General features: G+C 44.2%; 13 protein-coding genes and 1 other annotated feature. Of the genes, 2 read left to right on the plus strand and 11 right to left on the minus strand.

Annotated elements, in window-relative coordinates; all coding sequences use genetic code 11:
• Positions 1-15: 15 nt before the first annotated feature.
• The 4 genes from ACZ449_RS16430 to ACZ449_RS16445 form a co-directional block, all read right to left on the minus strand.
• Positions 16-1,056: a TRAP transporter substrate-binding protein gene (locus ACZ449_RS16430; RefSeq protein ID WP_464257141.1), complete on the minus strand. Its 1,041-nt coding sequence runs from the start codon at positions 1,054-1,056 to the stop codon at positions 16-18.
• Entirely contained in the window at positions 1,053-1,940 is an 888-nt protein-coding gene (locus tag ACZ449_RS16435) for an isocitrate lyase/PEP mutase family protein (protein ID WP_464257142.1), read from the minus strand. Before ACZ449_RS16435 ends, ACZ449_RS16430 begins: the two co-directional genes overlap by 4 nt.
• A gap of 56 nt (positions 1,941-1,996) precedes the next feature.
• Positions 1,997-2,204: a binding site (T-box leader), on the minus strand.
• A gap of 268 nt (positions 2,205-2,472) precedes the next feature.
• The gene (locus ACZ449_RS16440; protein ID WP_464257143.1) at positions 2,473-4,377 is read right to left on the minus strand and encodes a [Fe-Fe] hydrogenase large subunit C-terminal domain-containing protein; all 1,905 of its coding nucleotides are present in this window, start codon (positions 4,375-4,377) and stop codon (positions 2,473-2,475) included.
• 179 nt (positions 4,378-4,556) lie between these two features.
• Positions 4,557-5,150 carry an HD domain-containing protein gene (locus ACZ449_RS16445; RefSeq protein ID WP_464257144.1) on the minus strand — a complete coding sequence of 198 codons (594 nt, stop codon included), beginning with the start codon at positions 5,148-5,150 and terminating at the stop codon, positions 4,557-4,559.
• A 528-nt stretch (positions 5,151-5,678) separates the two neighbouring features.
• Here ACZ449_RS16445 and ACZ449_RS16450 point away from each other — a divergent pair.
• On the plus strand, positions 5,679-7,112 hold the full coding sequence (locus ACZ449_RS16450; RefSeq protein WP_464257145.1) for a DEAD/DEAH box helicase: 1,434 nt from the start codon (positions 5,679-5,681) through the stop codon (positions 7,110-7,112).
• An 83-nt stretch (positions 7,113-7,195) separates the two neighbouring features.
• On the opposite strand, the gene ACZ449_RS16455 is transcribed toward ACZ449_RS16450, so the two are convergent.
• Together ACZ449_RS16455 and ACZ449_RS16460 are read right to left on the minus strand one after the other, a co-directional pair.
• On the minus strand, positions 7,196-8,428 hold the full coding sequence (locus tag ACZ449_RS16455) for an aminopeptidase (RefSeq protein ID WP_464257146.1): 1,233 nt from the start codon (positions 8,426-8,428) through the stop codon (positions 7,196-7,198).
• 208 nt (positions 8,429-8,636) lie between these two features.
• Positions 8,637-8,957, minus strand: coding sequence for a cupin domain-containing protein (locus tag ACZ449_RS16460; RefSeq protein WP_464257147.1), 321 nt, complete (start codon positions 8,955-8,957; stop codon positions 8,637-8,639).
• A 120-nt stretch (positions 8,958-9,077) separates the two neighbouring features.
• On the opposite strand from ACZ449_RS16460, the gene ACZ449_RS16465 reads away from it, so the two are divergent.
• Positions 9,078-9,953 (plus strand): helix-turn-helix domain-containing protein, encoded by an 876-nt coding sequence (locus tag ACZ449_RS16465; protein ID WP_464257148.1) that lies wholly within the window; start codon positions 9,078-9,080, stop codon positions 9,951-9,953.
• Between the two features lie 150 nt (positions 9,954-10,103).
• Here ACZ449_RS16465 and ACZ449_RS16470 read toward each other — a convergent pair whose 3' ends face one another.
• From ACZ449_RS16470 to ACZ449_RS16490, 5 genes are all read right to left on the minus strand, one after another.
• On the minus strand, positions 10,104-10,589 hold the full coding sequence (locus ACZ449_RS16470; RefSeq protein WP_464257149.1) for a DUF134 domain-containing protein: 486 nt from the start codon (positions 10,587-10,589) through the stop codon (positions 10,104-10,106).
• 93 nt (positions 10,590-10,682) lie between these two features.
• A complete protein-coding gene (locus ACZ449_RS16475) occupies positions 10,683-11,210 on the minus strand; it encodes an ECF transporter S component (RefSeq protein WP_464257150.1) in 528 nt (175 codons plus the stop codon).
• 35 nt (positions 11,211-11,245) lie between these two features.
• Positions 11,246-12,112: a pyridoxamine kinase gene (locus ACZ449_RS16480; protein WP_464257151.1), complete on the minus strand. Its 867-nt coding sequence runs from the start codon at positions 12,110-12,112 to the stop codon at positions 11,246-11,248.
• A gap of 31 nt (positions 12,113-12,143) precedes the next feature.
• Entirely contained in the window at positions 12,144-13,385 is a 1,242-nt protein-coding gene (locus ACZ449_RS16485; protein WP_464257152.1) for an allantoate amidohydrolase, read from the minus strand.
• A 2-nt stretch (positions 13,386-13,387) separates the two neighbouring features.
• On the minus strand, positions 13,388-14,347 hold the full coding sequence (locus ACZ449_RS16490; RefSeq protein WP_464257153.1) for a DMT family transporter: 960 nt from the start codon (positions 14,345-14,347) through the stop codon (positions 13,388-13,390).
• Positions 14,348-14,382: the final 35 nt, after the last annotated feature.

The raw sequence follows: 14,382 nt of genomic DNA on the forward strand, positions 1-14,382 counted from the left end.
AGAATAGTAACACAATTATTTGAGACCTGTGCAGATAGTAATCAATTCCTGTCCTATTTGTCCAGTACGTTTCACAAACAGCGCTTGCACTGGTTCAGTGGCTTTTTGCCAAACCGGAATTTCACTTTCAGGAACAACATAGACTTCTACACCTTTATCTTTTAATGCCTGCAGCGTCTTTTGATCTTCATTTTTAGCTTCAGCCCTGATCGAATCGCCTACCTCTTTCGCAGCCTCCTGCATAATCTTTTGCTGTTCAGGCGTCAGGCTATTCCAAAACTTGAGATTAATTGACACTACAAACTCAGGGAAAGCATGATTAGTCATGGTAAGATACTTAGAAACCTCATACATTTTGCGTTCATACATAGCTGTCGTGCCAGAGGTTTGTCCATCGATAGTACCACGCTGGGTAGCCATATAGACTTCACCAGATCCCATCGTCACAGGCGATGCACCTAATGCTTTTACTGTCTCTGACGGAAGTTCACCATAGCCCCGCAGCTTCAACCCCTTAAAATCTTCAGGTTTGGTAAGCGGACGTTTATTGTTCGCAAATTGAACAAATCCATAATCGGCCCAAATTAGCACTTTAGCGCCTTTTTTCTCCATTTCGCCAGATAATTTTTCGCCCACACCACCAGCGATGGCCTTTGCAATGCGATCATAGCTAGGAAACAAAAATGGAACGTCAAAAATCTCCATAGCAGGAATAACCGAAGACCACATGGCTGTCGAGTTAAGACCCATCTCTACCCCGCCGTTCATTACAGCGTCATTCATACTTTTATCATTATAAAGCTGACCTGACGGATAAATATTTATCTGAATATTGCCTTGTGACTTTTCATTTACCTTCTTGGCAAAATCCTCCATACCCCGGGCTAAGTGATGGGCAACAGGCAAATTATGAGCTAGTTTAGCCACAACCTTACCATTGGCCCCAGTGCTGGCTGCCTGCTTTTGTTCGGAAGACTTGCCACAACCTGCCAGTACAACTAACGACGCTACCACGAATAATGTTATTACTATTCGAAGCATCCCTGCTTTTTTCATATGTTTTTCCCTCCACTACATTTGTACTTTCGCTCTAGTTCCTGAAACTTTTCTAGCCCGATAAACTGATTAAATTCATTAAAATTAAGCATAGCATCTTCACAACGTTTGGTAGTGCCTGTCTCTTTCAATTCTTTGAAGATGGCCGTTAGGGAATGTACTATCCCATAGAGGGCCGTACAAGGCCAAAAGACGATTTTGAAGCCTAATGCCTGCAGCTGCCCTGCTGTTAACCCTGGTGTCTTGCCACCCTCGATCATGTTGGCAATTAAAATCACATCAGGAAAGGTTTTAGCAATACATTCTAATTCCCGCTCATCCTGCGGCGCCTCAATAAACAATGCCTCCGCTCCAGCGGCGAGATAGCGTTTGCCACGCTCGATAGCATTATCCAAACCGAATACACTGCGCGCATCTGTGCGGGCCACAATCAAGGTATCCTGGTTTACCTTAGCTTCTACGGCAGCCCGTATTTTTTGCGCATGCTCCTCGGGAGCAATCACTTCCTTGCCGCCCATGTGCCCGCAACGCTTTGGCCAGACTTGATCCTCGAAGATAATGGCTGCCGCACCAGCTTGCTCATATTCACGTACCGTACGCCGCACACTCAGTGCATTACCATACCCGGTATCGCCATCAGCCACTACCGGCAGATCTATCGCATTATTTATTACCTTAACCGCTTCTGCCATCTCAGTCATCGACAGATAGCCCACATCAGGCTGCGCCAATTTTGCGGCCGCGATGCTGTACCCACCCATAACCACAACCTTAAATCCTACCGTTTCGGCGATTTTGGCTGTCAGTGCATCATAAATTCCCGGCAATACCAAAATATCTGGTTCCATTAGTAACTTACGTAAGTTTGTCGCTTTGTCGGTCAAAATTCCAATTCCCCCTTTTCAAAATATAAAAGCCCCTATTGGCATATTGCTACGCCAATAGGGGCGAATTACTCGCGGTACCACCCTACATTATACTTACAAGCCGGTTAACGCCCGGGAGTCGCTTTTGCCTACTTGCACCGATAAGGGGTTCAACAAAAGAGTTCATGGGTGAGATTCACAATGGCTGCTGCACCGGTTTCCACCTGCCACCGGCTCTCTGTTGCAACGTAACCGCCGCTTTAACCCAATCATTACTTAGGTATAAAAAATAATGTAACTTTGTATACATTATTACAGCTTGCTGTCATTTTGTCAATCATGTTCGGTTCCAAAATAAAAAACAAGTCTCTGACACCCGCAAAAGGAGCAGAGACTTGTTACCTATACACTTCTTAACAGCAACGTGTTAAAGATTTTTGCAGGTAGGTGGTGTATTGGCAAAAGCGGAAGTTAAACGCTAGTGGTGAAGCGTTGTTAATGCATCACCTACCTGCGCCTGCAAACTTCTTTACTGCGTAATATCTATATATTACTTTTCTTGCAGCATAGAAGCCGTTGCAGCAATTTCCTGGCACTTAGCTGTTACTTCCTGCACAGTTGCGGAAATATTAGTAATTTCGTTATTAACTGTATTTACTTTCTTTTCCAAATCATCAGAAATACTCATAATTTTAGTTACCTGCTGTCTGATATCATTTTCGCTGTGTTTTGTAGAGGTAACTGCCGTTTTCGAGCGATCAGCCAAAACCCTGACCTCATTGGCTACCACTGCAAAACCTTTACCCAGTTCGCCCGCCCGCGCCGCTTCAATGGCAGCGTTGAGTGACAACAGATTGGTCTGACTGGCAATACCAACAATTTCGTCAGATGCCTGTCCAAAATCACCCAGCTTTGTTTCCACTTCACCGACGCTGCCTCTAAGCTCAGTGGCTGTTTTGAAAATAAAATGCACTTCTTCACTGATATTCTCGATACTTTTGGCATTTTCACTACTACCAATCGATACCTCATTGATAGCAGCAGTTATGTCTTTGACATGCTCTTTAAGCAAGTCGGCAGCACGCTCACGTTCTGCATTTAATGCTTTCATCTTACAAAGCATTTCCTCAACCTCCGAATGACTTGCCGCTAACTCTAGCTTTTCATTTTCAACTTCTTTACGATTATAGTCGATACAGTTATCCACATGATTAATGCCTTTCGCTACCGCCATGGCAAAGTCCTGGCAATTACCAAAACCACAGGCATAACAGTTTACTTTGCGGGACTCCTCCGTAGGTTTATGCAGCTGGGCAAATATCGCCTCTACCCCTTCAGCTTCCGTATTGTAGCGCGCTAACGACTTATCTTCATACCTTCTGACAAAATTGCTTAACGTAAGTTCTTTATCAAACTGCGCAAATAAGTCATACGTTTTTTTGAATAGTTTGTTTTGGGTATGTTCTTTAATTTTTTCTTTTTTTAGTGCGTTCATCTGATAATCAATATCATCAAGCGCCCTAACCTTGTTTGTGCCGGTACCAAGATTGCAGCCACAAACACAGTTTAAGATATCAACCAGCAGGGGAATTGGTTTACCAGCCTGCACACGGCCAGTATATTCATCCAAGTAATGGTAGACATGGCTTGGCCCCTCTATCTGCCTAATCCAGGCATCTTGGGTCTGAAATTCAACGTTTTCCCGCAATCCGCCTGGTCGGCTGAAGGTCAACCCTAAGCCACAGCTAAGTTCCTCAAAATCAACCTCCGGATAACTAGCAAGGTTAATACCATTTCGCACAAGATATTGCTCCAGTTTGGTATAAGTTACATTATATTGCACTAATCCGGCTGTAGTTTTTTCATTAATTTCATCAATTTTACCAATACAGGGCGATAAAAAAGCCAATCTATTTGTAACATTCTTATAATTTCGCAGATAAACAGCAGTACACATCATTGGACTATGAATCGGAGCCAGACTTTTAATTAGTTCTGGCCGAAATTTTTGTACAAAATTAACAATGGCCGGACAGGGCTGGGCAATCACCGATTTCAGCTGCTGCTCTTTGATGGCTTTCAAATACGCCCAAGTAGTAATATCGGCTCCAAAGGACACATCATAAATAACCTTGACACCTATTGACTTTAAATAACCGAAAAGCCGTTTATAGTTAGTAAAATTAAAACGTACTGCAGGTGCAGCAATAATCGAAATGCTTGTCCCTTGCAGCAAATCGGCAAAAAATCGATCAGTATCATCAGCAAAGTCTCTCGCCCCATGATCACATACTTCCAAACACTCACCACAGTGAATACAGCGATTTTGATCTACCCTTACCTTATTTGCCCCATTAAGTTCATACGCAACATTAGCTTTAGTCGGGCACTTGGCAATACATTTATTACAACCGGCACATAAGTCTTCCTTGGTTAATAAAATGTCTTCACTCATTCCGCATCACCTGAACCTTGTTAATTTTCTCACTATTGCTATTATAATGCCAATCCTTAACAAGTTAAAGCATTTTGTGAGTTTTTTCTCAAAATACTATATCTAAACAATAAAGGAGTCCGAAACGATTTAATTGTTACCGTTCCAGACTCCTTTATTTCAACATTACGGCGACTTGACTATTCTTTAAGATAGCCTTTTTTGATAGAATCTTGAATAATCTCGTCAACAAGCTGCCCCAGCTCAGCGGCAATGGCGGCTGTATGCTGGTTGCGCTCTTTTACCTTATCGCTAGTGATACCATTTAGCTGCCAGGATTTTCCTTGCGTATGATAGTGCAATATCAATGGCTGCAGCCTGTCAAGTGCATCGGCAAGCCGGGCCTCCGGACTGACTCTTTGTTCAAACTCTTCCCACAATGAACGGAATTCTTGGGCCTGATCACTAGGCAGCAAGCCAAATAACCTATCAGCTGCCTTCGTTTCTCGTTCCGCCTTATCCAGGCCGGCTTGTTGATCAAAGCAATAGGTATCACCGGCATCAATTTCCACAATATCATGAATGAGCACCATTTTGAGTACTGTGAGCACATTCACTTGCTGACTGGTAACATGCTCAGCCAGGAGCATAGCCATCATGGCTAAATGCCAGGAATGCTCTGCATCTGTTTCATGCCGCTCACTATCAATTACAAAATTTTTCCGATATATCTGTTTAATTTTATCTACTTCGACAATGAACTCGATTTGCTGTTTCAATCGTTCAGTAGTCACAACGTCCCTCTTTCCCCCGAAAATCAGTATCTACGCCTGCAAACTTCTTTACTGCGGAGTATATAGTTAGAAGCGAATAAATACAGCGTAACTTTGCTATCTTCTTGAAACTTCTTAATTATCCTGCAACAATATAGGACTTATCAAAAAAAATTTTATATTTCGTTGGCAATTATTTCCGCATTATGATATACTTAAGGTCTAACCGCTCAAAATTCGCTAGTGGTAGCTAACCAAACCTTTGATAAAAGGCGGTTGCCGACTGGCATTAGCCGCGGCGATAACATAATGAAGCAGTTTGGTTCCATGGCCTGGGCTTTGCCACTCCTTGGCTGTAGTAAATTTACGAAACTGAATTTTTTTGCTTTTAAGCAAATATTGATATTACCAAGATGAGCTGACCATCTTCGAAAGATCATAGTGTAGATTCCATTATTTTATCATTACGGCCGAGCGTATATAACCCCTTACAGACTGGCGATACTATTAAAAAAAAAAGATTCAAGCAACAAGAGGAGGCTACATTAATTGGAAAAATTTAAAGAGCTAGGAATTAGCGATTTAACCATACGGGCCCTGAGTGATATGGGCTTTGAAGAACCGACACCTATTCAGGAACAGGCTATCCCATTATTACTTGCAGGCAAAGATTTGGTCGGACAGGCCCAAACCGGTACAGGTAAAACAGCCGCATTTGGCATTCCCTTATTAGAAAACATCGGCAACAGCGTTGGGGCAATCTTTGGGATTGTGTTAACCCCGACTCGCGAACTATGTATTCAGGTGGCCGAAGAACTTAACAAACTTGGACAGTTCTCTAACGTGCGTACCCTCCCTATCTATGGCGGCCAAGATATTCAGCGTCAAATTAAATCCTTACAAAGAAAACCGCAAATCATTGTCGCTACCCCTGGTCGGCTGATGGACCATATGAATCGCCGTACCATTAAGCTTAGCGATATCAAAATGGTAGTTATGGACGAAGGCGATGAAATGCTCAACATGGGCTTCATCGAGGATATTGAAAAGATTCTAAGCGCTACACCTGATTCCCGGCAAACGCTGCTCTTTTCAGCTACCATGCCTCGCCAAATTCAAAACTTGGCCCAGCGGTTTTTGAAAGACCCGGCGCTTATTAGCATCAAATCTAAAGAAGTAACTGTTCCGCTGATTGAGCAGTATTATATGGAAGTACTTGACAGACAAAAATTTGACGTGTTTTGTCGCCTCCTGGACATCCAATCACCCGAATTGTCGATTGTTTTCGGCAGAACCAAACGTCGGGTAGATGAACTGACTGAGGGCCTGAAAAAACGTGGTTACTCGGCTGAAGGCATTCACGGTGACCTTACTCAAGCCAAGCGCGATTCCGTCCTGCGCCAATTCCGCGAAGGTACTATTGATATTCTTGTTGCGACCGATGTGGCCGCCCGTGGCTTAGACGTCAGCGGTGTCACCCATGTATATAACTTTGATATTCCCCAAGATCCTGAAAGCTATGTTCATCGGGTTGGCCGTACAGGCCGTGCTGGGCAAACCGGCATAGCCATGACCTTTGTTATTCCCCGCGAACTAGACCATTTACGTTCCATTGAACGGCTCACTAAGCGCAAAATTGTGCGGATGCCTGTACCTACCGTAACTGAGGCTATTGAGGGCCAGCAGCGCTTAGCTGTTGAAAAATTACTCAATCAGATTGAAGATGGCGGTCTTGAGCAATACCGCGGCCGTGCCGAAGAGCTGCTCACCGAAACAGATTCCGTTGCCTTGCTGTCAGCCGCACTAAAACTATTAACCAAAGAGCCAGATGGTACCCCCATCAAAATTACTGAGGAAGCACCATTACGCAGCCGTTCTTACGGCGGTGGCGGTGGCGGCGGCAAACGCAGACCACCGGAAAATAGAAAACCTGCCGCTGCAGGTGGCAAACCACGTTATAAATCAAACGGCTTTCGGAAATAGTTAAAACAATATACTACTACTAAAAAATTAAGGCGAGATTGCCACGCTATGCGTGCAATCTCGCCTTTTCTGCTCTTCTTATTTTATGAAATTACAAAATTACCGTTTTTAAATACCGGAATACTCTCCCCAGTATCTGTTGTTCCGGTTATCTCCAGATCGGCTGTACCCAGCATAAAATCAACATGTACCATGGAATCATTGACTCCAGCTTGTTCTAGCTCTTCCTGATTCATGTCAACCCCGTTTTTCAGACAGATAGGATACGCCTTACCGATGGCCAAATGGCAGGAGGCATTTTCGTCAAACAGTGTATTATAGAACAAAATATTGGCGTTGGAGATGGGGGAATTATAAGGAACAAGGGCTACTTCACCCAGATAGTGGGAGCCTTCATCAGTTTCTACAAGTTTTTTAAGCACCTCTTGCCCCTGCGTCGCCTTGCAGTCAACAATCCGCCCGTCTTTAAAGGTTAGTGAAAAATCATCAATCAATGTGCCATTATAATTCAGCGGCTTCGAGCTCACCACTACACCATTGACACCTGACTTTTTCGGGAGAGTGAACACCTCTTCTGTCGGCATATTAGCAACAAATTCGGTACCATCTGCCGTATATTCCGGTCCACCAAGCCATAGATGCCCTGCTGGTAGTTCCACCCGTAAATCCGTGCCCAGCGAATTTTTATAGTAAAGCAGCTTGAATTTATGAGAATTTAGGTAATCCATACTTAGTTTTAACTGACGACTGTGTTCCTGCCAGGCAGCAACCGGATCAACAGTATCCACCCGTACAGACTTTAAAATAGCTGTCCATAATTTTTCCATAGCTTCTTCAGTCGATACCTCGGGGAATACCTTCTTCGCCCAGGCCTCGGTGGGTATTGACACAACACTCCAGGCATTCTTATTACTCATCATGCGTTCCCGATACTCTTTTAACGCCGCATTACCAGCCTTCTGCACCCTGACTACCCGCTCGGGGTCTACATCCTTTAACAATTCCGGATCAGAAGCGGCAATACTTATAAACGCGGCGCCCTGACGGGCATAGGAAAGATAAAATTCCTTCTGCCATTCAGGAAATTCATCAAAAATTTCATCAGGAGCCTGCAAGAACTTAATCTTGGAGGATAACTCATCCTTCCAATTCATAACCACCTCCCTGGCACCAGCCTCGTAGGCAATCGTGGCAATACTCCTGGCAAAGGGAGCGCACTCCAGCGGCGAAGAAATAACCAGAGTTTGATTTTGTTGAATATTTATCCCTGTTTTTACTACCAGTTGAGCATATTTTTCCAGCATAGCAGATTTCATGTTGACTCCTTTCCATCACTTGCATTCTACTATCTCGTAGTACTTTATTCTTAACACATCGTATTCACTTTATCATGGTATGATTAATATATAATAATAATTCTCGAAACAAGGGGACCGAGACCATGTTTCTGCCAGCGGCAAAAACACCGTCCCAGTCCCCTGTTTCACCTGCGTCTGCAAACTTCTTTTCTGCGCAATATATAGATTAAAGAAAGTCCTTGCGAATAGGAGTAAAGGCGTCAATAAGAATGGAGTCATCTTCCAAAGCCACAACACCATGCAACGTCTTACGCGGTGCATAATAGGTATCTCCACGCTTGATTATACTTTTTTCCTCACCCACAATAAGCTCAAAACTGCCTTGGGCCACATAGCCGATTTGTTCGTGCTCTTCATGGCTATGCGGCTGACCAATGCCGCCTTTTTTAAAGCCAAACTCAACCAACATCAAATCTTCACCATAGCTTATTACCCGCCTGGTAGTCTTATCAGTAAGCTGAATGCATGGCAAATTAGTGTTATTCATAAATAATACCTCCCCAATTATAATTTCTGTTTTATCTATAGTGTAACCAAAAATATCTATTTTGTCACTGACACAAGTTGTGATAAAATATTACTCAATTGTGGTAATAGGAGCTTCGATATGTTTGCAACCGATGATTTTAGTTTTGATCTAACACACTACCCCTATCAGTTCATTTCCCGCCACCGCACAACCACCGAGCAGGAGTGGGACAAGTACCATGCCCATCCAGGTATGGAGTTTATTTTTGTTCATCAAGGGCGCGGTTTAGTCATTCTTGATCAGGATATTTATCCTTTTGGGCCTGGCACCTTAATGTACTTTCAGCCTTTTCAGCTGCATCGCGTAAAAGCCGAGCTCGGCAACAGTTGCTATATTCGCTCCAAGACGCTGTTTGAACCAACACTTATCTTCCCGCTGCTTGCCAGTTTTCCCTTGCTGCAATCTTTTTTCCGTCATTTATGGGAAGATCAACTTACCCACCAAGTATTGCACTTACCTGAAAATGCCGGCGAATTTGAGGCCCTGTTGGGCCTCCAGCCGCGAATCCAGCCTTCGTCTGCCGACAGCCTGGAAAATTTCGGCCTGTTTACCGCTGTTTTCCTTCAATTAGTAAAACATTCTTGGCTGCTGACAGCAGAGACTATTGACAGCCAGGCCAAGCTCCGGCATGTCCACTATGCGGAAAGAATTATGCAGTGGATTCATGCGCACTTTCGTGAAGAATTTAGCTTAACCGCCCTGGCTCAGGAACTGCATTTATCCAATTACCATATATCGCACTTGTTTAAGAAAGCCACTGGCAGTACCATCAGCGATTATCTCATTTCCTGCCGACTACGGGAGGCTTGTGTACTCCTAACTACTTCGCAATTATCTGTGCAAGAAATCGGGCAAGCAGCAGGTATCGGTAACTTCTCCTATTTTTGCCGGTTATTTAAAAGTAGATACAGCTTAACCCCGGCTCAGTACCGCAGCCGAACACTTAAGCAGTAAATACCCGACTTGCATCTTGGTAAGTCCGATTCTATAAACATTACAGGCTTGATGGTATAAAAAAACACCCAAACTCTAAATTTTCAAGAGTTAGGTGTTTTTTTTGCAATTTCATTAATGCTTGTGGTAACTATACAAATCGTACTTCTCCTAGTGACCGCCGCAGCAACCGCCGCCTTGCCCATGCTGATGTTGGCCGCCGCCACAGGCGTGTTTTACCCCATTGTCAAGCTTCATTTTTTTCATGCTGCCACATTTGGGGCAAGCAATTTCGTAACCGTGTTTTCCACCTTCAGTACAAGGAGCTACCTCCCATACATGCTGACACTCCACACATTCAAAAACCCGATTGTTCATAACGTAATTTCCCCCTTCAATAATAATAGTCCTGCCTTCCACCAACGCCGTCGCGATTTTTCGCCTGGCAGAATACAGGATTCTTTGAAACGTCGGTCTAGATAACCCCATCAGCGACGCACAAATAGCTTGCTCAAAATCCTTACTATCCTTCAGGCGGATTGCTTCTAATTCTTCCAATTGCAAAATAACCGGCTCCCCCCCAGGTTCGACCTCAGGGGAAAATTTTCGACATAACGGTTCCTCATCAACTAATCCGCAACAACGTCGCCTTGGCACAAACTATCAACTCCTATTTTGAGCATATGCTCATTTATAGTATATACCAAATTACCGGAAAAGTTCAATAGACAATACTAATTTTTTTAAAATTTATCTGTTCACACTTTTACGCAGTTTGGGCGACAATATCATCGCGACTACTATGCCGACGCCTGAGGTCATGAGCGAGCTTGGTATATTGGCTAATGCCGTCGCCAAACTTCCTGTTATTTGCCACCAAGCCACAATATAACCACCTAGTGTCCAAGATGCTGCCAATATACAGCCAAGCGCTGCACGCCAAGCCCAGCTGCCTGTTTCATTGGTTACCGGTGCAGGCCACACCCCTTTGGCGACAAAACCAACAATAAAACCAGCAGTACCCTTGATAATAAAAGACCAGGCCGTATAGGGGGAAAAACCCATGAGCAGGTCATAGAAAGCTGACCCAATGGCACCAGCCAAACCCGCATAGACGCCACCAAAACAAATCCCGACAGTAAATAAAAAAGCAGTACCAAGATGAACCATCGCTCCTACGCCAAACGGAATTTTGAGGGAAGTAGCAATAGCACACATAGCAGCTAACACACCGCTATAAACAATGTCTTTGGTAGTCAATTTTCGTTTTTCATTCATACTCATTTTCTCCTTATGTATAACGTAATAGAAGATTACTTATTAACGCTTAGCTTAGCCCACATCTGGGCTAGCCAAGGCAGACCCTTTTCTAGCATTACACCTTCCCGCGCGGGAGTACCTGCCTCATAGGTAACCTTGATTGCCATAGCAACAAAATCAGCTGCCAGTTGCATAGCCGCAGCCACACTATATTGGGAGAGCAAGGCACCAGCCAAAATACTGGCAAAAATATCCCCTGTTCCCGGATACTTTGCTGGAATATGTTCACTGAACACTTGCCAGAAAGAACCAGTACTCTTCTCATAACTAATATTCATAATCTGTTTACCCTCTACAGGGATCCCGGTCATAATAACAACTGACGGGCCAAAATCAGCCAACCGGATAAGCCAGTTCTTAATCAAATCAGTTTTCACTACCTGATCTGTATAAAGCTCCCCTAATAGAAAGCAAGCCTCGGTAAAATTAGGGGTAATAATATCGGCTTTGCTAATAAGCCGCTTCATATGCTCTTGCATTTGGGGTGTATAAACCGAATAGAGTTTACCTTCATCCCCCATCACCGGATCAACCAGTACCAAAGACTTATTGTCCGAAAATTCCTCAATAAAATGAATCACTGTATCAATTTGTTTCTCTGAGGCTAAGAAACCACTGTAGATACAATCAAAGTCAATGTTTTCTCTTTTCCAATGCTGATAAAAACCAGGCATATGCTCGGTGAAATCGCAAAAAGCAATCTGCGTAAAACCACCTAAGTGGGTGCTTAATACCGCTGTTGGCAGTGGACACACTTGAATGCCCATACAAGATAATATTGGCATAATTACAGTTAAAGAACACCGGCCAAAACAAGAAATATCATGAACAGCCGCAACCCGCGGAACCCTTGAACTCATGGTCTACTCCCTTCTAAATTTCCCAACATATTTACAGCTTTCCAGCTTCCGCTAGTTTAGTTACTGCCCTGAACATTACTTGGGTACCAGCGGTAATGTCCTCTATGCTGGCATATTCTGCTGGATTATGACTAACTCCACCCTTGCAGGATATAAACAACATCCCGGTAGGAGCAATCCCGGCCAAATGCATGGCATCATGCCCGGCACCGCTAGGCATCAGTCGACTAGCATATTGCCCGTCCTTCGCTATGCCATGTAAGAATTCGACTATTTCCCGGGAAATTTCAACAGGTTTTTCATCAGTAATGGTCCTACTCTCAATTGCCACACCACGGCGATTTTCGATCTCCGCCAGGCCTGCTGTCAGTTCTTGTACCACCTGTTGTTTGCTACTTGCGACAATGCCGCGAATATCAATTCCTAATTCAACGCGTCCGGGAATAACGTTCATAACTCCCGGCTCAGCCTCAACCATACCGGTTGTACCCACAGTGCCGTTATGAGCTTCTTGCCCGGCCAGCTTTTCCACTAGCAGTATGATCTCGGCAGCTGCGGTTAGCGCATCTTGGCGCATATTCATAGGTGTAGCCCCGGAATGGTCTGCTTGGCCAGTAACCACTACCTTAAAACGAGTCGGCGCCGCAATCCCGGTGACAATACCAATCTGATCGCCGCTATTTTCTAATACCCGTCCCTGTTCTATATGTAACTCAAAAAAAGCCTTAATTTCACCAACATACCGGGCGGCAGCAACTTTCTCCGGCTCAAGCCCCCGCTGTTGCATAGCTTCGATCAACGTCATGCCCTGCTTGTCTGTAAGTTGCTCCAACTGAGTCAGCGATAGCTTACCACAAAACGCCTTACTCCCCATAGTAGCTATGCCAAAACGACTGGACTCTTCGGCCATGAATACCACAACCTCAATGGGATGACGAGTTTGTACCCCCGCCTCCTGCAAACATTGGACTACTTCGATAGCAGCCAACACACCCAGCCCGCCATCAAAATTACCGCCATTTGGTACACTGTCAATGTGCGAACCCAACATGACCACAGGCGCTGCACCATCAGTTCCTTCCCGCCGACCAATAAGATTACCAAACGCATCAACCCGCACAGCAAGTCCTGCCTGCTGCATGAGTTCAATAATGAAACTGCGCGCTTCCCAATCAGCATCGCTGAAGGCCAAACGTGTTATGCCTCCGTCCACCTGGGCGCCAATGGTTGCCAGCTTACGGAAATTCTCTTCTAATCGCTTGCTACAAACCATGGTTATACCCCCTCCACTACATTTTCGCCAACTTTTTCATGTCTTGATCTTTCCAAATTCATAACGATAATAGCCACTAGTGTTAGTGCTCCCCCAGCTATCTGAATTGGCAATACACTTTCCCCCAAGATGAAATAGCCGCTGATTACTCCAACAGCAGGCACTAAATTAAGATATAAGGTAGTAATGGCAACATCTAACTGCTTTAGTACATACATGTAAAATAGATAACCAAGCACCGAACAGCATATTGCCAAAAACAGAATATGTCCCCACGCAGTCAACGAAAGCATCTGCCATTCACCGCACTCGGTAAGAGATAATGGTATGAGGAATATCGTCCCAATTACAGTTTGATAGGTAGTCATGCACATACCTGAATACTTATTCTGCAGCGATTTATTAACAAGTGTGTAGAAAGTCCAGGACAACATGGCACCCACTACAAATAGATTGCCCACAAAGTTGGCAGAGTTTAAATCAAGCTGGCCATTGGCGGTCACTGAAAGATAGGCACCGATGATAGCAATGGCGATTGCTATTAGCTTAATCATCGATACCTTGGCACCAAAAAATAGTATGTCCAAACCAATTGCTAGAATGGGGATAATAGTAACTATAAGTGAGGCATTGGCAGCTGTCGTCAGTTTTATACCAATATTTTCAAAGTAAAAATACAGCGTAATACCTAAGCAACCAGCTACAACCATTGGTAGAATATCAGCCTTGGCTAGTTTGGCACCGGGCTCGACTCGTTTAAGCAGTATCCACAGTAATACCGAAGCAATTATAAACCGAATGGCCGCTGTCGTAACCGGCGGCACCTCAGTAACTGTAATTTTGATACTTACATAAGATACTCCCCAAAAGAGAATTGTCACCAACATCAGTATGTTAGCCAATATATATTTCTTATCCCTCAGACCTGCATCAGCCTGCGTCTCAACCCCATTTTTTCGCATAACAACAACACCCTCCTGCTCTTTTTTTCTATCGT

This window comes from Desulfosporomusa polytropa, assembly GCF_055380075.1.

Coding starts and splice junctions, on each gene's coding strand:
- ACZ449_RS16430 (WP_464257141.1), bottom strand. CDS start 1,056: ATGAAAAAAGCAGGGATGCTTCGAATAGTAATAACATTATTCGTGGTA.
- ACZ449_RS16440 (WP_464257143.1), bottom strand. CDS start 4,377: ATGAGTGAAGACATTTTATTAACCAAGGAAGACTTATGTGCCGGTTGT.
- ACZ449_RS16460 (WP_464257147.1), bottom strand. CDS start 8,957: ATGAATAACACTAATTTGCCATGCATTCAGCTTACTGATAAGACTACC.
- ACZ449_RS16465 (WP_464257148.1), top strand. CDS start 9,078: ATGTTTGCAACCGATGATTTTAGTTTTGATCTAACACACTACCCCTAT.
- ACZ449_RS16455 (WP_464257146.1), bottom strand. CDS start 8,428: ATGAAATCTGCTATGCTGGAAAAATATGCTCAACTGGTAGTAAAAACA.
- ACZ449_RS16485 (WP_464257152.1), bottom strand. CDS start 13,385: ATGGTTTGTAGCAAGCGATTAGAAGAGAATTTCCGTAAGCTGGCAACC.
- ACZ449_RS16475 (WP_464257150.1), bottom strand. CDS start 11,210: ATGAATGAAAAACGAAAATTGACTACCAAAGACATTGTTTATAGCGGT.
- ACZ449_RS16490 (WP_464257153.1), bottom strand. CDS start 14,347: ATGCGAAAAAATGGGGTTGAGACGCAGGCTGATGCAGGTCTGAGGGAT.
- ACZ449_RS16480 (WP_464257151.1), bottom strand. CDS start 12,112: ATGAGTTCAAGGGTTCCGCGGGTTGCGGCTGTTCATGATATTTCTTGT.